This window comes from Escherichia sp. E4742, from assembly GCF_005843885.1.
Taxonomy (GTDB): Bacteria; Pseudomonadota; Gammaproteobacteria; order Enterobacterales; family Enterobacteriaceae; genus Escherichia.
Map to the genome: position 1 here is coordinate 2,087,295 of NZ_CP040443.1, position 20,996 is coordinate 2,108,290.

The following is a 20,996-nucleotide window of genomic DNA, read 5'->3' on the forward strand; positions in this document are numbered from 1 at the left end:
GTTAGTGTTCTCTGGTATCAAATGGTCCGGGCGGGACGGGATCGTCACCACCAGGGTGTAAAGGGTGGCATTTTAATACGCGTTTCACCGTCAACCAACTGCCTTTTATCACTCCAAACCTGCGCAATGCCTCAATTCCGTAGCTTGAACAGGTTGGAGTGAAACGACAATGCGGCCCGAGTAGCGGACTAATCAGGCGTTGATAGACCCGAATGAGGGCTATCAGGACCCGCGAGCCAGGCGACAGTGGCGGCGCCATAATTTTTCCAACGCTTCCGAGAGAGCACGGTTATCGAGGTCGGCAACCCCTTTTTTCGCCACCACCACGAAATCCATAGCCGGGAGTTCATGTTGGCGCAGACGGAAGCTTTCACGCGTCAGACGTTTAATCCGATTGCGTTCATGCGCGCGTCGAACGTTTTTCTTGGCGACAGTAAGACCGATACGGGGATGCCCCAGCGAATTCAGGCGGCCGAGAATGGTAATTTGCGGCGTGCCAGCCCGTTGTGGCTGCTGGAAGACGAATGTGAATTGACTGGGAGTTAACAAACGTAACTCCCTGGGAAATGCGAGCTTAACCACGCAGGGGTTAGCTATATTACTTAGAAACGGTCAGACGAGAGCGGCCTTTAGCACGACGACGTGCCAGAACCTGACGACCATTTTTAGTAGCCATACGAGCACGGAAGCCGTGAGAACGGTTGCGCTTCAGTACAGACGGTTGAAAAGTGCGTTTCATGGCGATTTCTACCTAAACTTGAATAAATTCAATGGCTTTATTGGATATCCGCCGAAAAATGAAACGATGGACACCGAAGCCATGGGTGATTAAAGAGGCCGGATTGTAATAATTGTACACTCCGGAGTCAATTCTCTTTCCTTATTTGCCGCGCTTTTCCGCACCTTTTCGCTGGGAAAATGTACGGCCTCACACCAGTGAAAACCAGCATGGCGCGCCGGGGCGAGGATTATACGGGCTACCGGGTAAAGCGCAAGGATCGTCCAGGATCTTTATTAGATCGATTAAGCCTAATTTTGTCTAAGGTCATTAAATTTTCCAATATGCGGCGTAAATCGTGCCCGCCTTGCGGCAGGATCGTTTACACTTAGCGAGTTCTGGAAAGCCCTGTGGATAAATCGGGAAAATCTGTGAGAAACAGAAGATCTCTTGCGCAGTTTAGGCTATGATCCGCGGTCCCGATCGTTTTGCAGGATCTTGATCGGGCATATAACCGCAGACAGCGGTTCGTGCGTCACCCTCATGCAGGGTCTTTTCGACGTGCGTCAACAATCATGAATGTTTCAGCCTTAGTCATAATCGACTTTTGTTCGAGTGGAGTCCGCCGTGTCACTTTCGCTTTGGCAGCAGTGTCTTGCCCGATTGCAGGATGAGTTACCAGCCACAGAATTCAGTATGTGGATACGCCCATTGCAGGCGGAACTGAGCGATAACACGCTGGCCTTGTACGCGCCAAACCGTTTTGTCCTCGATTGGGTAAGGGACAAGTACCTCAATAATATCAATGGACTGCTAACCAGTTTCTGTGGAGCGGATGCCCCACAGCTGCGTTTTGAAGTGGGCACAAAGCCCGTGACACAAACGCTGAAAGTCCCTGCCAGCAATACAGTTGCACCCGCTCAGGCAGCGCAGGTGCAGCCGCAACGTGCTGCGCCTTCTACGCGCTCAGGCTGGGATAACGTTCCGGCTCCGGCAGAACCGACCTATCGTTCCAACGTCAACGTTAAACATACGTTTGATAACTTCGTCGAAGGTAAATCTAACCAGCTGGCGCGCGCGGCGGCTCGCCAGGTGGCAGACAACCCGGGCGGCGCCTATAACCCGCTGTTCCTTTATGGCGGCACGGGGCTGGGTAAAACTCACCTGCTGCATGCGGTGGGTAATGGCATTATGGCGCGCAAGCCGAATGCCAAAGTGGTTTATATGCACTCCGAACGCTTTGTTCAGGACATGGTAAAAGCCCTGCAAAACAATGCGATCGAAGAGTTTAAACGCTACTACCGTTCCGTTGATGCGCTGCTGATCGACGATATTCAGTTTTTCGCCAATAAAGAACGATCCCAGGAAGAGTTTTTCCATACCTTTAACGCCCTGCTGGAAGGTAATCAGCAGATCATCCTCACGTCGGATCGCTATCCGAAAGAGATCAACGGTGTTGAGGATCGTTTGAAATCTCGCTTCGGCTGGGGGCTGACTGTGGCGATCGAACCGCCAGAGCTGGAAACCCGCGTGGCGATTCTGATGAAAAAGGCCGACGAAAACGACATTCGTTTGCCGGGCGAAGTGGCGTTCTTTATTGCCAAGCGTCTACGATCTAACGTACGTGAGCTGGAAGGGGCGCTGAACCGCGTCATTGCTAACGCCAACTTTACCGGACGGGCGATCACGATTGACTTCGTACGTGAGGCGCTGCGCGACTTACTGGCTTTGCAGGAAAAACTGGTCACTATCGACAATATTCAGAAGACGGTGGCAGAGTACTACAAGATCAAAGTCGCGGATCTCCTTTCCAAACGTCGATCCCGCTCGGTAGCGCGTCCACGTCAGATGGCGATGGCGCTGGCGAAAGAACTGACTAACCACAGTCTGCCGGAGATTGGCGATGCGTTTGGTGGTCGTGACCACACGACGGTGCTTCATGCCTGCCGTAAGATCGAGCAATTGCGTGAAGAGAGCCACGATATCAAAGAAGATTTCTCTAATTTAATCAGAACATTGTCATCGTAAACCTATGAAATTTACCGTAGAACGTGAGCATTTATTAAAACCGCTACAACAGGTGAGCGGTCCGTTAGGTGGTCGTCCTACGCTACCGATTCTCGGTAATCTGCTGTTACAGGTTGCTGACGGTACGTTGTCGCTGACCGGTACTGATCTCGAGATGGAAATGGTGGCACGCGTTGCGCTGGTTCAGCCGCACGAACCAGGGGCGACGACCGTTCCGGCGCGCAAATTCTTTGATATCTGCCGTGGTCTGCCTGAAGGCGCGGAAATTGCCGTGCAGCTGGAAGGTGAGCGGATGCTGGTGCGCTCCGGGCGTAGCCGTTTTTCGCTGTCTACCCTGCCAGCGGCGGATTTCCCGAACCTCGATGACTGGCAGAGCGAAGTTGAATTTACCCTGCCGCAGGCGACGATGAAGCGTCTGATTGAAGCGACCCAGTTTTCGATGGCGCATCAGGACGTTCGCTATTATTTAAACGGTATGCTGTTCGAAACCGAAGGTGAAGAACTGCGCACCGTGGCGACCGACGGCCACCGTCTGGCTGTCTGCTCCATGCCAATTGGTCAGTCTTTGCCGAGCCATTCGGTGATCGTACCGCGTAAAGGCGTGATTGAACTGATGCGTATGCTCGACGGCGGCGACAATCCGCTGCGCGTGCAGATTGGCAGCAACAACATTCGCGCCCACGTTGGCGACTTTATTTTCACCTCCAAACTGGTGGACGGTCGCTTCCCGGATTACCGTCGCGTTCTGCCGAAGAACCCGGACAAACATCTGGAAGCAGGCTGCGATCTCCTCAAGCAGGCTTTTGCTCGTGCGGCGATTCTCTCTAACGAGAAATTCCGTGGTGTGCGCCTGTATGTCAGCGAAAACCAGCTGAAAATTACCGCCAACAACCCGGAACAGGAAGAAGCGGAAGAAATCCTCGACGTTACCTATAGCGGTGCGGAGATGGAAATCGGCTTCAACGTCAGCTATGTGCTGGATGTCCTGAACGCGTTGAAATGCGAAAACGTCCGCATGATGCTGACCGATTCAGTTTCCAGCGTGCAGATTGAAGATGCCGCATCACAGTCGGCTGCCTATGTTGTCATGCCAATGAGACTGTAATGTCCCTCACCCGCTTGTTGATCCGCGATTTCCGCAACATCGAAACCGCGGATCTCGCTTTATCTCCCGGCTTTAACTTTCTGGTAGGTGCCAACGGCAGCGGCAAAACCAGCGTGCTGGAAGCCATCTATACGCTCGGCCACGGTCGGGCGTTTCGCAGTTTGCAGATTGGCCGCGTCATTCGCCATGAGCAGGAGGCGTTTATTCTCCACGGGCGACTACAGGGTGAAGAGCGCGAGACGGCAATTGGCTTAACCAAAGATAAACAGGGCGACAGCAAAGTCCGCATCGACGGTACTGACGGGCATAAAGTCGCTGAGCTGGCGCATCTGATGCCGATGCAACTGATAACGCCAGAAGGGTTTACTTTACTCAACGGCGGCCCCAAATACAGAAGAGCATTCCTCGACTGGGGATGCTTTCACAACGAACCCGGATTTTTCACCGCCTGGAGCAATCTCAAGCGTTTGCTCAAGCAGCGCAATGCGGCGCTGCGCCAGGTGACACGTTACGAACAGCTACGCCCGTGGGATAAAGAACTGATCCCGCTGGCGGAGCAAATCAGCACCTGGCGCGCCCAGTACAGCGCCGGTATCGCGGCCGATATGGCCGATACCTGTAAGCAATTTCTCCCTGAGTTTTCTCTGACTTTCTCTTTTCAGCGCGGCTGGGAGAAAGAGACAGAGTACGCTGAGGTGCTGGAACGTAATTTTGAACGCGATCGCCAGCTAACCTACACCGCGCACGGCCCGCATAAAGCGGACTTACGCATTCGCGCCGACGGTGCGCCGGTGGAAGATACCTTATCGCGTGGGCAGCTCAAGCTGCTGATGTGCGCCTTACGTCTGGCGCAAGGAGAGTTCCTCACCCGTGAAAGCGGGCGGCGGTGTCTCTACCTGATAGATGATTTTGCCTCTGAGCTTGATGATGAGCGTCGCGGGCTGCTTGCCAGCCGCTTAAAAGCGACGCAATCACAGGTCTTTGTCAGCGCGATCAGTGCTGAACACGTTATAGACATGTCGGACGAAAATTCGAAGATGTTTACCGTGGAAAAGGGTAAAATAACGGATTAACCCAAGTATAAATGAGCGAGAAACGTTGATGTCGAATTCTTATGACTCCTCCAGTATCAAAGTCCTGAAAGGGCTGGATGCGGTGCGTAAGCGCCCGGGTATGTATATCGGCGACACGGATGACGGCACCGGTCTGCACCACATGGTATTCGAGGTGGTAGATAACGCTATCGACGAAGCGCTCGCGGGTCACTGTAAAGAAATTATCGTCACCATTCACGCCGATAACTCTGTCTCTGTACAGGACGACGGGCGCGGTATTCCGACCGGTATTCACCCGGAAGAGGGCGTATCGGCGGCAGAAGTGATCATGACCGTCCTGCACGCAGGCGGTAAATTTGACGATAACTCCTATAAAGTGTCCGGCGGTCTGCACGGCGTTGGTGTTTCGGTAGTAAACGCCCTGTCGCAAAAACTGGAGCTGGTTATCCAGCGCGAGGGTAAAATTCACCGTCAGATCTACGAACACGGTGTACCGCAGGCTCCGCTGGCGGTTACCGGCGAGACTGAAAAAACCGGCACCATGGTGCGTTTCTGGCCAAGCCTCGAAACCTTCACCAATGTAACCGAGTTCGAATATGAAATTCTGGCGAAACGTCTGCGTGAGTTGTCGTTCCTTAACTCCGGCGTTTCCATTCGCCTGAAAGACAAGCGTGACGGCAAAGAAGACCACTTCCACTATGAAGGCGGTATCAAGGCGTTCGTTGAGTATCTGAACAAGAACAAAACGCCAATTCACCCGAATATCTTCTACTTCTCCACCGAAAAAGACGGTATCGGCGTTGAAGTGGCGCTGCAGTGGAACGATGGCTTCCAGGAAAACATCTACTGCTTTACCAACAACATTCCGCAGCGTGACGGCGGCACTCACCTGGCAGGCTTCCGTGCGGCGATGACCCGTACTCTGAACGCCTACATGGACAAAGAAGGCTACAGCAAAAAAGCGAAAGTCAGCGCCACTGGCGATGATGCGCGTGAAGGCCTGATTGCGGTTGTGTCTGTGAAAGTACCAGACCCGAAATTCTCCTCCCAGACCAAAGACAAACTGGTTTCTTCTGAGGTGAAATCGGCGGTAGAACAGCAGATGAACGAACTGCTGGCGGAATACCTGCTGGAAAACCCAACTGATGCGAAAATCGTGGTCGGCAAAATTATTGATGCCGCCCGCGCCCGTGAAGCTGCGCGTCGCGCCCGTGAAATGACCCGTCGTAAAGGTGCGCTGGACTTAGCTGGCCTGCCTGGCAAACTGGCGGACTGTCAGGAACGCGACCCGGCGCTTTCTGAACTGTACCTTGTGGAAGGGGACTCTGCGGGCGGCTCTGCAAAACAGGGGCGTAACCGCAAGAACCAGGCGATTCTGCCGCTGAAGGGTAAAATCCTCAACGTTGAGAAAGCCCGTTTCGATAAGATGCTTGCTTCCCAGGAAGTGGCGACGCTTATCACCGCGCTTGGTTGTGGTATCGGTCGTGACGAATACAACCCGGATAAACTGCGTTATCACAGCATCATCATCATGACCGATGCGGACGTCGACGGTTCGCACATTCGTACGCTGCTGTTGACCTTCTTCTATCGTCAGATGCCGGAAATCATCGAACGCGGTCATGTCTACATTGCTCAACCGCCGCTGTACAAAGTGAAGAAAGGCAAGCAAGAGCAGTACATTAAAGACGATGAAGCGATGGATCAGTACCAAATTTCTATCGCTCTGGATGGTGCATCTTTGCATACCAACGCCAGTGCACCAGCTTTAGCTGGCGAAGCGTTAGAAAAACTGGTGTCGGAGTACAATGCGGCGCAGAAAATGATCGTTCGCATGGAACGTCGCTATCCGAAAGCAATGCTGAAAGAGCTTATCTATCAGCCAACGCTGACGGAAACCGACCTTTCCAACGAGCAGACCGTTACCCGCTGGGTGAACGCGCTGGTCAGCGAACTGAACGACAAAGAACAGCACGGCAGCCAGTGGAAGTTTGATGTCCACACCAATGCCGAGAAAAACCTGTTCGAGCCGATTGTTCGCGTGCGTACCCACGGCGTGGATACTGACTACCCGCTGGATCACGAGTTCATCACCGGTGGCGAATATCGTCGTATCTGCACTCTGGGCGAGAAACTGCGTGGCTTGCTGGAAGAAGATGCGTTTATCGAACGTGGTGAGCGTCGTCAGCCGGTAGCCAGCTTCGAGCAGGCGCTGGACTGGCTGGTGAAAGAGTCCCGTCGCGGCCTCTCCATCCAGCGTTATAAAGGTCTGGGCGAGATGAACCCGGAACAACTGTGGGAAACCACCATGGACCCGGAAAGCCGCCGTATGCTGCGCGTTACCGTTAAAGATGCGATTGCCGCCGACCAGCTGTTCACCACGCTGATGGGCGACGCCGTTGAACCGCGTCGTGCATTTATCGAAGAGAACGCCCTGAAAGCGGCGAATATCGATATTTAATGGCGTTAACAATGCGAGCGTGCCTGATGCGCTACGCTTATCAGGCCTACAAGACTCATGCAATATATTGAATTTTTATGATTTTGTAGGCCGGAGAAGGCGTTAACGCCGCATCCGGCAAGAAGCTATAAGAAAAGGGCGGAGATCATCTCCGCCCTTTTTATTCCTGTGATCCGCAATTATCATCCCGCAGAACTATACTTTTTGAGTCAACACGTAACGCTTTACAGGTGATTATCATGGGGCTTTTTGATGAAGTTGTAGGTGCCTTTCTGAAAGGCGATGCGGGGAAATATCAGGCGATTTTAAGTTGGGTTGAGGAGCAGGGCGGCATTCAGGTGCTGCTGGAAAAACTGCAAAGTGGCGGCTTAGGTGCCATTCTCACATCCTGGTTGAGTAACCAACAAAGTAATCAGCCGGTGAGCGGCGAGCAACTGGAGTCGGCGCTCGGCACAAACGCGGTGTCCGAACTCGGGCAAAAACTCGGCGTAGATACCAGTGCTGCTTCCAACATGCTGGCGGAACAATTGCCGAAGATTATTGATGCTCTCTCACCGCAGGGTGAAGTGTCACCACAAGCCAATAACGATTTGCTTTCCGCAGGGATGGAGTTACTGAAAGGGAAACTCTTCCGCTAAGCAAAAGGGGAGCACGCAACGCGCGTTGCATCCCCTTTTCCCTCAGGTGTTGTACTGATTTTTGAGCGCAATCGCGTTAGCATGGGTCAGGAAACAATCTACCTGGGGAACTCATGGCTATCAAACTCATTGCTATCGATATGGATGGCACCCTTCTGCTGCCCGATCACACCATTTCACCTGCCGTTAAAAATGCGATTGCCGCAGCTCGCGCCCGTGGCGTAAATGTCGTGCTAACGACGGGTCGCCCTTATGCAGGCGTTCACAACTACCTGAAAGAACTGCACATGGAACAGCCGGGCGACTACTGCATTACTTACAATGGCGCGCTGGTGCAGAAGGCCGCTGATGGTAGCACCGTGGCGCAAACAGCATTGAGCAATGACGACTATCGTTTCCTGGAAAAACTCTCTCGCGAAGTCGGTTCTCATTTCCACGCCCTGGACCGCACCACGCTGTACACCGCTAACCGCGATATCAGTTATTACACGGTACATGAGTCGTTTGTGGCCACCATTCCGCTGGTATTCTGCGAAGCGGAAAAAATGGACCCCAATATACAGCTCCTGAAAGTGATGATGATTGATGAACCTGCCATCCTCGACCAGGCGATCGCGCGCATTCCGCAGGAAGTAAAAGAGAAATACACCGTGCTGAAAAGTGCGCCGTACTTCCTCGAAATCCTCGATAAGCGCGTTAACAAAGGCACCGGTGTGAAATCATTGGCCGACGTGTTGGGCATTAAACCGGAAGAAATTATGGCGATTGGCGATCAGGAAAACGACATCGCAATGATTGAATATGCAGGTGTTGGTGTGGCAATGGATAACGCTATTCCTTCGGTGAAAGAAGTGGCGAACTTTGTCACCAAATCCAACCTGGAAGATGGCGTGGCGTTTGCTATTGAGAAGTATGTGCTGAATTAATCTGTGGGCGGGCAAACAGCATGAATGCGTTTGCCCGCAGCGATTAACAATTTCTGGTCGTGCATAAAATCAGGAACTGGAGTGGTGATGTTACTATATCCAGCGTAAGAGTGACTGGCAGCAACGCGTTAGCGAGGCCGCGCGGGACGCCATCTGTTGTTTTGTACTTATAAAATCCCACTGTAAAGGGTTGATGGAAAACCATCACGTTTGAGTAATCCGCTTTTTTATTTTTCTGGTGGATAGAGCCTTTCAAACCGTCAAGCGTCCATGTACAACGCTGGGTATCACACACAAAGCCATATTGTGTCGCCAGTGCTTTATCTTCCTCATTATCCCAGTCGTAATAGAGCGTTATGGCACCAGAAAAATTCGTATCACCGCGGCTTAAAATAAATTTCACATTATCGGAGGTGGTTATCTTTTCGCCATGTATTGCCGGATCGTTAAGCATTTTAACCACCTCACCACCACCCGTGGTTAACAGGTAGTCCAGCGACTCGCCAACAAAAACATAGCCTTTCGTACCGTTACTATTCTTTGCCAGCGATAAACCCTTAATCGAGTCTGACCGCCATTGCTCGGCATGTGGAGGGCTTGCGGTATTGAACAGCAGTCCTGCGGTTAGACATCCTGTCAACGCAAATGCCAAAAAACACAAACCGGCAGCCTTAAAAAATCCTTTAAAATTCAACTTCATGATTAATCCTTTAAACAAGAGTGCTAAGCCGTTGAAAGCATACTCTTATTTACCCCCTGTTTAGCGCCCGACATCCCTTTTCAGATTTCTGCCCGACGCATGTCATTTTTTATGTGTTGTTCTTTTTGTGATCTAAATTGTAGTACAACAATATAAATTTGTACTACATTACGCGCACGGCAAACGCGAATGTCATCACGCTGGTACTACAAAGTTGCCGCGTTATGCATCGATCGGGGTAAAGTAGAGAAGAACATACAGAGCACAAGGACTCTCCATGACTCTCAATAAAACCGATCGCATCGTCATTACGCTGGGTAAACAGATCGTTCACGGCAAATACGTGCCAGGCTCGCCGCTTCCGGCCGAGGCGGAACTCTGTGAGGAGTTTGCAACCTCGCGCAACATCATCCGTGAAGTGTTCCGTTCGCTGATGGCAAAGCGGCTGATTGAAATGAAACGTTATCGCGGGGCGTTTGTGGCAGCGCGTAACCAGTGGAATTACCTCGACACTGACGTACTGCAATGGGTGCTGGAAAACGACTACGACCCACGGCTTATCAGTGCAATGAGCGAAGTACGAAATCTGGTGGAACCAGCGATTGCCCGCTGGGCGGCGGAGCGCGCGACTTCCAGCGATCTGGCGCAGATTGAATCGGCGCTGAACGAGATGATTGCCAACAATCAGGATCGCGAGGCGTTTAACGAAGCGGATATTCGCTATCACGAGGCGGTACTGCAATCGGTGCATAACCCGGTGTTACAGCAACTTAGCATCGCGATCAGTTCGCTGCAGCGGGCGGTTTTTGAACGAACCTGGATGGGCGATGAGGCCAACATGCCGCAAACGCTCCAGGAACATAAGGCGCTGTTCGATGCGATACGGCATCAGGACGGCGATGCGGCAGAGCAGGCGGCGCTTACCATGATCGCCAGCTCGACACGAAGGTTAAAGGAAATCACATGACAGTGTGCGACATCGCAATTGACTGGGGAATATCTCTATAATCCCCAGCGAGTGCCTCTCTCATGACGATAACCACAATGATATGCGTGGTGAAGAAACCCAATTGCACGGCGCGCAGGCACCGGGCAATCCGTAGAACGTACCACGTAGCAGGCAGCAGCATTTGTTAAGGCGTATCGAGAGGCAGTGCAATGAAAATCACCAAAATTACCACGTATCGTTTACCTCCCCGTTGGATGTTCCTGAAAATTGAAACCGATGAAGGCGTGGTCGGTTGGGGCGAGCCAGTGATTGAAGGCCGCGCGCGCACGGTTGAAGCGGCAGTTCACGAGCTGGGTGACTATTTGATTGGTCAGGATCCTTCGCGCATCAACGACTTATGGCAAGTGATGTATCGCGCCGGATTTTATCGTGGCGGTCCGATCCTGATGAGCGCCATTGCCGGGATTGACCAGGCGTTATGGGATATCAAAGGCAAAGTGCTGAATGCGCCAGTCTGGCAACTGATGGGCGGCCTGGTCCGTGACAAAATCAAAGCCTACAGTTGGGTCGGCGGCGATCGTCCGGCGGATGTTATCGACGGCATTAAAACTCTGCGTGAAATCGGCTTCGATACCTTCAAACTGAATGGTTGCGAAGAACTGGGGCTGATTGATAACTCCCGCGCGGTGGATGCGGCGGTCAACACTGTGGCACAAATTCGTGAAGCCTTTGGCAATCAGATTGAGTTTGGTCTTGATTTCCACGGTCGCGTCAGCGCGCCGATGGCGAAAGTGCTGATTAAAGAACTGGAGCCGTATCGCCCGCTGTTTATTGAAGAGCCAGTGCTGGCGGAACAAGCCGAATACTATCCGAAACTGGCGGCACAAACGCATATTCCACTGGCGGCGGGTGAGCGCATGTTCTCACGCTTCGATTTTAAACGCGTGCTGGAGGCGGGCGGTATTTCGATTCTGCAACCGGATCTCTCCCACGCAGGCGGTATTACCGAATGCTACAAAATTGCCGGAATGGCGGAAGCCTATGATGTGACCCTTGCGCCGCACTGTCCGCTCGGACCGATTGCACTGGCGGCTTGCCTGCATATCGACTTTGTCTCCTATAACGCGGTACTTCAGGAACAAAGTATGGGCATTCACTACAACAAAGGTGCGGAGTTACTCGACTTTGTGAAAAACAAAGAGGACTTCAGCATGGTCGGCGGCTTCTTTAAACCGCTAACGAAACCGGGCTTAGGCGTGGAAATCGACGAAGCCAAAGTTATTGAGTTCAGTAAAAATGCCCCGGACTGGCGTAATCCGCTCTGGCGTCATGAAGATAACAGCGTAGCAGAGTGGTAATTCCTGCCACGTAAGCCCCTCATCGGGCAATAAAACTTTAATACAAAAATATAACCCTCTGTACATTACAGGGCATGGTGAGCGGCTTCGCTATGCCCAAAATCTGGAGACAGCTCGCTATGGATATTCCCGTTAATGCAGCAAAGCCGGGGCGTCGGCGTTATCTGACGCTGGTGATGATCTTTATTACGGTGGTCATTTGTTATGTCGACCGTGCTAACCTGGCCGTGGCTTCCGCCCATATTCAGGAAGAGTTCGGCATTACGAAAGCGCAAATGGGCTATGTATTTTCGGCCTTCGCCTGGCTTTATACCTTATGTCAGATCCCCGGCGGTTGGTTTTTAGATCGCGTAGGTTCTCGCGTGACTTATTTTATTGCGATATTTGGCTGGTCAGTGGCGACTTTATTCCAGGGCTTTGCCACGGGCTTAATGTCATTAATTGGTCTGCGCGCGATAACCGGTATTTTCGAAGCGCCCGCTTTCCCGACTAATAACCGGATGGTGACCAGTTGGTTCCCGGAACATGAACGCGCTTCCGCCGTTGGTTTTTATACTTCTGGTCAGTTTGTCGGCCTGGCGTTTTTGACTCCGCTGCTGATCTGGATCCAGGAAATGTTGAGCTGGCACTGGGTGTTCATTGTCACCGGCGGTATCGGCATTATCTGGTCGTTGATTTGGTTTAAGGTTTATCAGCCGCCGCGCCTGACCAAAGGCATCAGCAAAGCTGAACTGGATTACATTCGTGATGGCGGCGGTCTGGTGGATGGTGATGCGCCGGTGAAGAAAGAGGCGCGTCAGCCGTTAACAGCCAAAGACTGGAAACTGGTGTTCCATCGTAAACTGATCGGCGTCTATCTTGGGCAATTTGCGGTGGCTTCTACACTGTGGTTTTTCTTAACCTGGTTCCCGAACTATTTAACCCAGGAAAAAGGAATCACCGCGCTGAAAGCGGGCTTTATGACCACGGTGCCGTTCCTGGCTGCGTTTGTTGGTGTACTGCTCTCAGGCTGGGTTGCGGATCTGCTGGTGCGTAAGGGCTTTTCACTGGGCTTTGCGCGTAAAACGCCAATTATCTGCGGTTTGCTAATCTCTACCTGCATTATGGGCGCTAACTACACCAATGACCCGATGATGATTATGTGCCTGATGGCACTGGCATTCTTCGGCAACGGTTTTGCTTCTATTACCTGGTCGCTGGTCTCTTCTCTGGCGCCGATGCGCCTGATTGGTTTAACCGGTGGCGTGTTTAACTTCGCCGGTGGTTTGGGCGGGATCACCGTTCCGCTGGTGGTGGGTTATCTGGCGCAGGGTTACGGTTTCGCTCCTGCACTGGTTTATATTTCCGCCGTCGCGTTGATTGGCGCGCTCTCTTACATCCTGCTGGTGGGCGATGTGAAGCGCGTTGGTTAATCTCTCGACTGTGGAATATGTGCAATGCCACTGCGCATAATCCACTTTCTTAAGGCCGGTGCGGTCAGGCACCGGCTTTTTACTATCTTGCCGTAGAGTTTTAAACGCAGTTTGCGGGTGGCGTGCCAGTAAGTGGCGTTGATCTTCTCTGGCTGCTTCAGTAACACCGAACGCAGAATCTCTGCGCTATCCAGCGCATAGCTAATTCCCTCCAGCGAGCTGGCGCTGATAAATCCCGCCGCTTCACCAATAAGAAAAGCGTTGTCCTTACCGCAGACAAAATCCTGCCTGCGTGAGGGAAACAGCACCGTGCATTTTTCGCTTTTCACCGCTTTACCAAACTGGAACTGAAAGGCGCTCATTTTCTCTTTCAGTGCTGTGAAACGCGCCTGGCCATCTTTCATCGGATAGGCGCCGCCAAAGATAAAATAACCGTCTTTGCTGATACTCCATGAATAACAGTCAGTTATCGAATTATCAAAGATGCAGGAGTAGAACGGCACCGGATGTTTCTCTGCGAACCACTGCTGGATAGCGACATATTTACGAATCTGATGATCCGGGTAGAGATGTCGCCGCACCATCGAGTTGGCACCATCGGCACCGACCAGATAGCGGGCGGTAATATGCTGCTCCCAGCCGTCTGCGCGAAAAATGACATGCCATTTATCATCCTCTCGCCAGATTTTTCGACACAGGCTATCGTGGTAAATCTCAACGCTGGCCGGGATCAGCGATTTCATCCACAAGTCGAAAGCATGGCGATTAATATTGATATAGCTTCGCTGGTAGTTACGCGTGAGCGATGCGGCGACGTCGACGGTTTTGACGCTGAAAATCTGCGGGTTGGCGATCACATCGACAGGAAGCGTCAGTCCATCGCGAATAAAAGAACGCTGCGCGTCCGGTGCCAGCAGACCGCCACAAGGTTTGCTGAAACCTTCAGTACCGCACTGGTGCTTTTTATCCAGCGCGATCACCTGCATTTTGCCTGCTAACTTTCGCGCCAACGCCGACCCTGCCGGGCCGAGGCCAATAATCGCCACGTCAAAATGTTCCATCTTTTCACTCACATTCATCACGATGGCAAAAGACTAATGTCTGAAAGTGAAGTCCTTGTGAAGTATGATGGCGGGAACCGTTTTGTATCAGGACCGCGCCATGAAACAGATAACCTTTGCTCCCCGTAATCACCTGCTCACCAATACCAATACCTGGACGCCCGACAGCCAGTGGCTGGTGTTTGATGTGCGGCCTTCTGGCGCGTCGTTTACCGGCGAGACCATTGAGCGTGTGAATATCCATACCGGCGAGGTCGAGGTTATCTACCGTGCGTTACAGGGCGCACACGTCGGCGTGGTGACCGTTCATCCGAAGTCAGAGAAATATGTCTTCATCCACGGCCCTGAAAATCCTGATGAAACATGGCATTACGATTTTCATCACCGTCGCGGTGTGATTGCTGAAGGCGGCAAGGTGAGCAACCTCGATGCAATGGATATTACCGTTCCGTACACTCCAGGGGCGTTACGCGGCGGCAGTCATGTACATGTCTTTAGCCCAAACGGTGAAATGGTGAGTTTTACCTATAACGACCACGTGCTGCATGAACGCGATCCAGCGCTGGATTTGCGAAACGTCGGGGTGGCTGCGCCGTTTGGTCCGGTCAATGTGCAAAAGCAGCATCCGCGTGAATACAGCGGTAGCCACTGGTGCGTGCTGGTGAGTAAAACAACGCCCACGCCGCAGCCTGGCAGTGATGAAATCAATCGTGCTTATGAAGAAGGATGGGTAGGAAACCACGCTCTGGCGTTTATTGGCGATACGCTTTCGCAAAAGGGCGAGAAAGTGCCGGAGCTGTTTATTGTTGAATTGCCGCAAGATGAAAACGGCTGGAAATTGCCGGGCGACGCGCCGTTAAGCGGAACGGAATCAACTCTGCCCGCGCCACCGCGTGGCGTCGTGCAGCGACGTTTAACCTTTACCCACCATCGGGCTTATCCGGGGTTAGCCAACGTCCCGCGCCACTGGGTGCGCTGTAATCCGCAGGGTACGCAAATCGCGTTTTTAATGCGTGATGATAACGGCATTGTGCAACTGTGGCTTATCTCGCCACAGGGCGGTGAGCCGCACCAGTTAACCCATAACAAAACGGATATTCAGTCTGCATTTAACTGGCATCCGTCAGGAGAATGGCTGGGCGTTGTGCTGGATAACCGTATTGCCTGCGTACACGCGCAAAGCGGCGAAGTTGAGTATTTAACCGAAAATCACGCCAACTCACCTTCGGCGGACGCGGTGGTCTTCTCGCCGGATGGTCAATGGCTGGCGTGGATGGAAGCTGGCCAGTTGTGGATAACCAAAACTGGCCGTTAAATCAGTTCACGGGCATTCTGGCTGGTGGAATGACGGCATTGATGGCTTGCGCGTCGGCTTCGCTTTTTTCCACGCGCGAGCGCACTGAACTGTCTTTGCGGAACGCATCCCATGGCAGAAGTAGCGTATCCATGACTGCGGTAAATGGCATATCGAGAATTGCCAGCGATTTGGTTCCCCAGTTTGTTGTGTCATCACCAATCATGGTGGCACTGGCGCGGGTGCCGGGATACGTTCCCTCCTTCCCTCCGGTATGGGACATTACGCTGGAGCATCCTCCGAGTAATGCCATTCCGCTGCATATCATGAACGCTAACAACACATTTCTTATCATAATAAATTCATCTGTTGATCGTGGGTGTTGGCATGATGTGTTATAGCGATCCCTTGCTGAAAATAACATCATCATCATGTCGCACTGTGGCGGCTATCGCACTTTAACGTTTCGTGCTACCCCCCAGTCTATGCAATAGACTACAAACTGCAAAAAAAAGTCCGTCGAAAAGACTTGAAAAGTGCATATCCAGACCCATTTTTATACCGTAGTCAATGAGAACACGCCTGATGGGTGTTCTGGCTATCCGACCTGTCCATTGTGGAAGGTCTTATATTCTCGCTGATTTCAGGAGCTATTAATTATGCGTAACTTTGATTTATCCCCGCTTTACCGTTCTGCTATTGGATTTGATCGTTTGTTTAACCACTTAGAAAACAACCAGAGCCAGAGTAATGGGGGCTACCCTCCGTACAATGTTGAACTGGTAGACGAAAACCATTACCGCATTGCTATCGCGGTGGCTGGCTTTGCCGAAAGTGAACTGGAAATTACCGCCCAGGACAATCTGCTGGTGGTGAAAGGTGCTCACGCCGACGAACAAAAAGAGCGCACCTATCTGTACCAGGGCATCGCTGAACGCAACTTCGAACGCAAATTCCAGTTAGCCGAGAATATTCATGTTCGTGGCGCTAACCTGGTGAATGGTCTGCTGTATATCGATCTCGAACGCGTGATTCCTGAAGCGAAAAAACCGCGCCGTATCGAAATCAACTAATTCCCTAAGGCCGCAGTGCGCGGCCTGACATTTCCATGCTCGCCGTCAGGGAGCATATGCGAATCTTCGGATTTGCAGGTACTTACTCGCTTCTTAGAAGGAGAAATGACTATGCGTAACTTCGATTTATCCCCACTGATGCGTCAATGGATCGGTTTTGACAAACTGGCCAACGCATTGCAAAACGCCGGTGAAAGCCAGAGCTTCCCGCCGTACAACATTGAGAAAAGCGACGATAACCACTACCGCATTACCCTTGCGCTGGCAGGTTTTCGTCAGGAAGATTTAGATATTCAACTGGAAGGAACGCGCCTGAGCGTAAAAGGCACGCCGGAGCAGCCAAAAGAAGAGAAGAAATGGCTGCATCAAGGGCTTATGAATCAGCCGTTTAGCCTGAGCTTTACGCTGGCTGAAAATATGGAGGTCTCTGGCGCAACCTTCGTTAATGGTTTACTGCATATTGATCTAATTCGTAATGAGCCTGAACCCATCGCAGCGCAGCGTATCGCTATCAGCGAACGTCCCGCGTTAAATAGCTAATTAGCTATTCTCTTTGCCCCGCCAGTTTGGTGGGGCTTTTTTTTGCCTGCAATCTTCAACAATGTTTTAATTTTCGCCAGGTTAAGATGTTCCGGCACTTTCTTTACCGTGATAATGTGCGCCATAAGGCAAATCTGCTTCACCGATTCAGCCATAATCCGTAGCAATTAAAATGTTATTTCAAGAGAAATGGACGATGAGTGATATAGCATTAACGGTCAGTATTCTGGCTTTGGTGGCGGTCGTCGGTTTGTTTATCGGCAACGTCAAGTTTCGCGGCATAGGATTAGGTATTGGCGGCGTGCTGTTCGGTGGGATCATCGTCGGCCATTTTGTTTCACAGGCTGGGATGACATTAAGCAGCGACATGCTGCATGTTATCCAGGAATTTGGCCTGATCCTGTTTGTTTATACCATCGGGATTCAGGTGGGACCGGGCTTCTTTGCCTCATTGCGCGTCTCCGGGTTACGCCTCAACTTGTTTGCTGTTCTGATAGTCATCATCGGCGGTCTGGTTACCGCTATCCTGCATAAACTTTTCGATATTCCACTGCCTGTGGTGCTGGGGATTTTCTCTGGTGCGGTCACCAATACGCCAGCATTGGGGGCAGGTCAGCAAATCTTACGCGACCTCGGCACACCGATGGAGATGGTCGATCAGATGGGGATGAGTTACGCGATGGCGTATCCATTCGGCATTTGTGGGATTTTGTTCACCATGTGGATGCTGCGGGTTATTTTCCGCGTCAATGTTGAGACAGAAGCCCAGCAGCACGAGTCCACGCGAACCAACGGCGGTGCGCTAATCAGGACGATTAACATCCGTGTTGAGAACCCTAATTTGCATAATTTAGCCATTAAAGATGTGCCGATTCTCAATGGCGATAAAGTTATCTGCTCACGATTGAAACGAGAAGAAACCCTAAAAGTGCCTTCGCCAGAGACCGTTATTCAACTTGGCGATTTGCTGCATCTGGTGGGGCAGCCTGCGGATTTACATAACGCACAGTTGGTGATTGGGCAGGAAGTGGATACTTCTCTATCAACGAAAGGCACCGATTTGCGCGTCGAACGCGTGGTGGTCACCAATGAAAATGTGCTCGGTAAACGTATTCGCGACCTGCACTTTAAAGAACGCTATGACGTTGTTATTTCGCGCCTGAACCGTGCCGGGGTTGAACTGGTCGCCAGTGGCGATATTAGCCTGCAATTTGGCGATATCCTTAACCTGGTGGGGCGGCCTTCTGCTATTGATGCCGTTGCCAATGTATTAGGTAATGCGCAGCAAAAACTGCAACAGGTGCAGATGTTACCGGTGTTTATTGGTATCGGTCTTGGCGTGTTGTTAGGCTCCATTCCCGTGTTTGTGCCTGGATTCCCGGCAGCATTGAAGCTGGGACTGGCGGGGGGGCCGCTGATTATGGCGCTGATCCTCGGGCGTATCGGCAGCATTGGTAAGCTTTACTGGTTTATGCCGCCAAGTGCCAACCTGGCGCTGCGCGAACTGGGTATCGTACTGTTTCTCTCGGTAGTTGGCCTGAAATCCGGCGGCGATTTTGTCGATACTCTGGTCAATGGTGAAGGGCTAAGCTGGATTGGTTATGGTGCCCTGATCACCGCAATTCCGCTGATTACAGTCGGCATTCTGGCGCGGATGTTAGCCAAAATGAATTATCTCACGATGTGCGGGATGTTGGCTGGCTCCATGACCGATCCTCCGGCGCTGGCGTTTGCCAATAATCTTCATCCTACCAGTGGTGCGGCGGCGCTCTCGTACGCCACGGTGTATCCGTTAGTCATGTTCCTGCGCATTATCACACCACAGTTACTGGCGGTGCTTTTCTGGAGTATCGGTTAATTCTTTTCCGGGTGGAGTCGCCGTAAACTGCATTCCACCTGGTATTTAAGAACACCACCGAGCTGCTTAAACCAGTGAACCGCCGGTCAGGAAGGAAAAGATCAGGAATATCAGCAGAAGACCGCAGATGATGCCGATACCAAAAAGCAAGGTATGGAAAGCCAGCGTCCCGCCACCAAAAACCAGTGCGCCGCGAATGCTCCAGCGATTTTCCTTACGCATACCGCCAACAAATGCGCAGAGTAGTGCGGCAATGGCCAGTGCGATGCCGCCTTGATCGAGGATTTTATCGACATCAACCGTCTCTTTTTTCTCCACCGCAGTAATTTTTTCACCTTTTATTCCGGCGAGAAGACCTCTTTTAATTTCAGCCGTTTTGTCCGCCACGATGCTTTCAAGTGTTGGTGGTAGCGCGGCAAAAGGGCCGAATGAAAAGTGGATAAGACCCATCAATAAAGCGATGGCACCGAACAGCATGCCCAGTGAACTGCTTTTATTTTGCGCTATGATACCCATCTGACCTCCTTGTAATGGATGGCAAAAGCATATCAGGAAACGGGCGGACGAAATTCTTAAAAATAACCGCTAAAGGCAGAGCGTTAATGAACGTGCAAAGGAGCAACAATGAAAATTTCTCGCCTCGGGGAAGCGCCTGATTACCGCTTCTCGTTGGCTAATGAGCGTACATTTTTGGCGTGGATTCGTACTGCATTAGGGTTTCTGGCAGCAGGGGTGGGGCTGGATCAACTTGCGCCAGACTTCGCCACGCCCGTCATTCGTGAGCTGCTGGCGTTATTGCTATGCTTATTTTCTGGCGGACTGGCAATGTATGGCTACCTGCGCTGGTTACGCAATGAAAAAGCGATGCGTCTGAAAGAAGATTTACCCTATACCAATAGTTTATTAATCATCAGCTTAATATTGATGATCGTGGCGGTGATCGTTATGGGACTGGTATTGTATGCCGGATAGCCGCAAAGCCAGACGGATTGCCGACCCAGGTCTTCAGCCGGAACGCACATCGCTGGCGTGGTTTCGCACCATGCTGGACTATGGCGCGCTGATGGCGCTTGCAATTAAACACAACTGGCATCAGGCTGGCGCGTTGTTCTGGATTTCTATTGCCATCCTCGCGATTGTGGCACTAATACTTTGGCGCTATACCCGTAATCGTAATTTAATGGATGTGACTAATAGCGATTTTTCCCAAATTTGCGTAATCCGTGACAAATTTATGATCTCCCTCGCGGTGTTATCTCTCGCAATACTGTTTGCTGTTACGCATATACACCAACTTATCGTATTAATTGAGAGAATCACATGACAGGAAGTCAGGTTGTAAATGCTGAAGAGGACAGGCATAAACTGGTCGTAGAGTATAAAGATGCATTACAACCAGGTGATTTTTATCAGAATTTCAAACAGCGGGGTTTTCGCTCCGTGCAACTTATTCCCCATATAGAATTTGATGACCGGGGCGAGCTGACAGCTTCTTCGGTGACGGCTGAATTGTGGGGGCAATTTTTAATCGCTCTGTTCGAGCATTGGGTGTGTGCAGATATTGGTCGTATATCAGTCGAACTTTTTGACGCCACGCTGCAAAAATGGTGCAGGAGCGAAAACGTACAACTTCGGCGGGAGTGTCAGGTGTGCGACTGGCATCGCTTGTGCCGACATTCCCAGGAGGATTCTCCTGGCAACGTGCTTTGTGTTGGCTATCAAGCTTTTTATTCCCACTCTGCGCCGCACATGCGGGTGATGCGTGACCTGATAAAGCAGCATCGTTCTCCCATGGAGTTGATGACGATGCTGCGGTGACG

24 protein-coding genes, 1 pseudogene and 1 other annotated feature are annotated in these 20,996 nt (G+C 51.6%); of the genes and pseudogenes, 17 read left to right on the plus strand and 8 right to left on the minus strand.

The features are described 5' to 3' along the window. Position 1 precedes the first annotated feature (1 nt). The 4 genes from yidD to FEM44_RS10150 form a co-directional block, all read right to left on the minus strand. A complete protein-coding gene (gene yidD / locus FEM44_RS10135) occupies positions 2 to 259 on the minus strand; it encodes a membrane protein insertion efficiency factor YidD (RefSeq protein WP_001307474.1) in 258 nt (85 codons plus the stop codon). Then, positions 223 to 582 (minus strand): ribonuclease P protein component, encoded by a 360-nt coding sequence (rnpA, locus tag FEM44_RS10140; protein ID WP_000239730.1) that lies wholly within the window; start codon positions 580 to 582, stop codon positions 223 to 225. Before rnpA ends, yidD begins: the two co-directional genes overlap by 37 nt. A 16-nt stretch (positions 583 to 598) precedes the next feature. Next, positions 599 to 739 carry a 50S ribosomal protein L34 gene (gene rpmH, locus FEM44_RS10145; RefSeq protein WP_003849659.1) on the minus strand — a complete coding sequence of 47 codons (141 nt, stop codon included), beginning with the start codon at positions 737 to 739 and terminating at the stop codon, positions 599 to 601. Positions 740 to 977: 238 nt separating this feature from the next. After that, positions 978 to 1,049 carry a hypothetical protein gene (locus FEM44_RS10150; protein ID WP_123057980.1) on the minus strand — a complete coding sequence of 24 codons (72 nt, stop codon included), beginning with the start codon at positions 1,047 to 1,049 and terminating at the stop codon, positions 978 to 980. 296 nt (positions 1,050 to 1,345) lie between these two features. Here FEM44_RS10150 and dnaA point away from each other — a divergent pair, with 296 nt between their 5' ends. From dnaA to yidA, 6 genes are all read left to right on the plus strand, one after another. After that, a complete protein-coding gene (gene dnaA / locus FEM44_RS10155) occupies positions 1,346 to 2,746 on the plus strand; it encodes a chromosomal replication initiator protein DnaA (protein WP_000059100.1) in 1,401 nt (466 codons plus the stop codon). 4 nt (positions 2,747 to 2,750) lie between these two features. Further along, positions 2,751 to 3,851: a DNA polymerase III subunit beta gene (dnaN, locus tag FEM44_RS10160; RefSeq protein ID WP_000673464.1), complete on the plus strand. Its 1,101-nt coding sequence runs from the start codon at positions 2,751 to 2,753 to the stop codon at positions 3,849 to 3,851. Next, positions 3,851 to 4,924: a DNA replication/repair protein RecF gene (recF, locus tag FEM44_RS10165; RefSeq protein ID WP_135523343.1), complete on the plus strand. Its 1,074-nt coding sequence runs from the start codon at positions 3,851 to 3,853 to the stop codon at positions 4,922 to 4,924. The genes dnaN and recF overlap by 1 nt, the downstream gene beginning before the upstream one ends. A gap of 28 nt (positions 4,925 to 4,952) precedes the next feature. Continuing rightward, positions 4,953 to 7,367 carry a DNA topoisomerase (ATP-hydrolyzing) subunit B gene (gene gyrB / locus FEM44_RS10170; RefSeq protein WP_135523342.1) on the plus strand — a complete coding sequence of 805 codons (2,415 nt, stop codon included), beginning with the start codon at positions 4,953 to 4,955 and terminating at the stop codon, positions 7,365 to 7,367. A gap of 239 nt (positions 7,368 to 7,606) precedes the next feature. Then, positions 7,607 to 8,005: a YidB family protein gene (locus FEM44_RS10175; protein ID WP_205713481.1), complete on the plus strand. Its 399-nt coding sequence runs from the start codon at positions 7,607 to 7,609 to the stop codon at positions 8,003 to 8,005. Between the two features lie 113 nt (positions 8,006 to 8,118). Further along, complete coding sequence (gene yidA, locus FEM44_RS10180; RefSeq protein WP_135523340.1) at positions 8,119 to 8,931, plus strand: sugar-phosphatase; 813 nt, start codon at positions 8,119 to 8,121, stop codon at positions 8,929 to 8,931. A 43-nt stretch (positions 8,932 to 8,974) separates the two neighbouring features. Here yidA and FEM44_RS10185 read toward each other — a convergent pair whose 3' ends face one another. Then, positions 8,975 to 9,631: a hypothetical protein gene (locus tag FEM44_RS10185; protein WP_135523339.1), complete on the minus strand. Its 657-nt coding sequence runs from the start codon at positions 9,629 to 9,631 to the stop codon at positions 8,975 to 8,977. 277 nt (positions 9,632 to 9,908) lie between these two features. On the opposite strand from FEM44_RS10185, the gene dgoR reads away from it, so the two are divergent. The 4 genes and pseudogenes from dgoR to FEM44_RS10210 all read left to right on the plus strand — a co-directional run bounded on the left by dgoR (position 9,909) and on the right by FEM44_RS10210 (position 13,350). Further along, the gene (gene dgoR, locus FEM44_RS10190; RefSeq protein WP_000174297.1) at positions 9,909 to 10,598 is read left to right on the plus strand and encodes a D-galactonate utilization transcriptional regulator DgoR; all 690 of its coding nucleotides are present in this window, start codon (positions 9,909 to 9,911) and stop codon (positions 10,596 to 10,598) included. A gap of 28 nt (positions 10,599 to 10,626) precedes the next feature. After that, positions 10,627 to 10,719: pseudogene (locus FEM44_RS10195) on the plus strand (2-dehydro-3-deoxygalactonokinase); the annotation flags it as partial. A gap of 70 nt (positions 10,720 to 10,789) precedes the next feature. Further along, entirely contained in the window at positions 10,790 to 11,938 is a 1,149-nt protein-coding gene (dgoD, locus tag FEM44_RS10205) for a galactonate dehydratase (protein ID WP_000705001.1), read from the plus strand. 74 nt (positions 11,939 to 12,012) lie between these two features. After that, positions 12,013 to 13,350: an MFS transporter gene (locus FEM44_RS10210; protein ID WP_165383157.1), complete on the plus strand. Its 1,338-nt coding sequence runs from the start codon at positions 12,013 to 12,015 to the stop codon at positions 13,348 to 13,350. On the opposite strand, the gene cbrA is transcribed toward FEM44_RS10210, so the two are convergent. Further along, on the minus strand, positions 13,347 to 14,411 hold the full coding sequence (gene cbrA, locus FEM44_RS10215; protein ID WP_135523338.1) for a colicin M resistance lipid reductase CbrA: 1,065 nt from the start codon (positions 14,409 to 14,411) through the stop codon (positions 13,347 to 13,349). The two genes, FEM44_RS10210 and cbrA, sit on opposite strands and share 4 nt — an antisense overlap. Positions 14,412 to 14,511: 100 nt before the next feature. Between cbrA and FEM44_RS10220 the strand changes: the two genes are divergently transcribed. Then, positions 14,512 to 15,726 carry a DUF3748 domain-containing protein gene (locus tag FEM44_RS10220; RefSeq protein ID WP_205713480.1) on the plus strand — a complete coding sequence of 405 codons (1,215 nt, stop codon included), beginning with the start codon at positions 14,512 to 14,514 and terminating at the stop codon, positions 15,724 to 15,726. Position 15,727: 1 nt separating this feature from the next. Here FEM44_RS10220 and FEM44_RS10225 read toward each other — a convergent pair whose 3' ends face one another. Then, positions 15,728 to 16,060 carry a YceK/YidQ family lipoprotein gene (locus tag FEM44_RS10225; RefSeq protein WP_130215114.1) on the minus strand — a complete coding sequence of 111 codons (333 nt, stop codon included), beginning with the start codon at positions 16,058 to 16,060 and terminating at the stop codon, positions 15,728 to 15,730. 238 nt (positions 16,061 to 16,298) lie between these two features. Continuing rightward, positions 16,299 to 16,371: a sequence feature (ROSE (Repression Of Heat Shock gene Expression) occurs in the 5'-region of heat shock genes and acts as an RNA thermometer to modulate expression.), on the plus strand. Here FEM44_RS10225 and ibpA point away from each other — a divergent pair. From ibpA to FEM44_RS10240, 3 genes are all read left to right on the plus strand, one after another. After that, positions 16,365 to 16,778, plus strand: coding sequence for a small heat shock chaperone IbpA (gene ibpA / locus FEM44_RS10230; RefSeq protein ID WP_001243437.1), 414 nt, complete (start codon positions 16,365 to 16,367; stop codon positions 16,776 to 16,778). (Overlaps the previous feature by 7 nt.) A gap of 111 nt (positions 16,779 to 16,889) precedes the next feature. Continuing rightward, complete coding sequence (gene ibpB, locus FEM44_RS10235; protein WP_001243426.1) at positions 16,890 to 17,318, plus strand: small heat shock chaperone IbpB; 429 nt, start codon at positions 16,890 to 16,892, stop codon at positions 17,316 to 17,318. A gap of 196 nt (positions 17,319 to 17,514) precedes the next feature. Beyond that, entirely contained in the window at positions 17,515 to 19,176 is a 1,662-nt protein-coding gene (locus tag FEM44_RS10240; protein WP_016159930.1) for a putative transporter, read from the plus strand. Positions 19,177 to 19,242: 66 nt separating this feature from the next. Here the strand turns inward: FEM44_RS10240 and yidI are convergent, their stop codons facing one another. Further along, positions 19,243 to 19,692, minus strand: coding sequence for a protein YidI (gene yidI, locus FEM44_RS10245; RefSeq protein WP_135523337.1), 450 nt, complete (start codon positions 19,690 to 19,692; stop codon positions 19,243 to 19,245). Between the two features lie 108 nt (positions 19,693 to 19,800). Between yidI and FEM44_RS10250 the strand changes: the two genes are divergently transcribed. From FEM44_RS10250 to FEM44_RS10260, 3 genes are read left to right on the plus strand one after another with little or no spacing between them, the layout of a single operon-like run. Further along, the gene (locus FEM44_RS10250) at positions 19,801 to 20,148 is read left to right on the plus strand and encodes a YidH family protein (RefSeq protein WP_000703955.1); all 348 of its coding nucleotides are present in this window, start codon (positions 19,801 to 19,803) and stop codon (positions 20,146 to 20,148) included. Continuing rightward, on the plus strand, positions 20,138 to 20,500 hold the full coding sequence (locus FEM44_RS10255) for a DUF202 domain-containing protein (RefSeq protein WP_135523336.1): 363 nt from the start codon (positions 20,138 to 20,140) through the stop codon (positions 20,498 to 20,500). The genes FEM44_RS10250 and FEM44_RS10255 overlap by 11 nt, the downstream gene beginning before the upstream one ends. Next, positions 20,497 to 20,994, plus strand: a complete 498-nt coding sequence (locus FEM44_RS10260; RefSeq protein ID WP_135523335.1) for a radical SAM protein — start codon at positions 20,497 to 20,499, stop codon at positions 20,992 to 20,994. Before FEM44_RS10255 ends, FEM44_RS10260 begins: the two co-directional genes overlap by 4 nt. Positions 20,995 to 20,996: the final 2 nt, after the last annotated feature.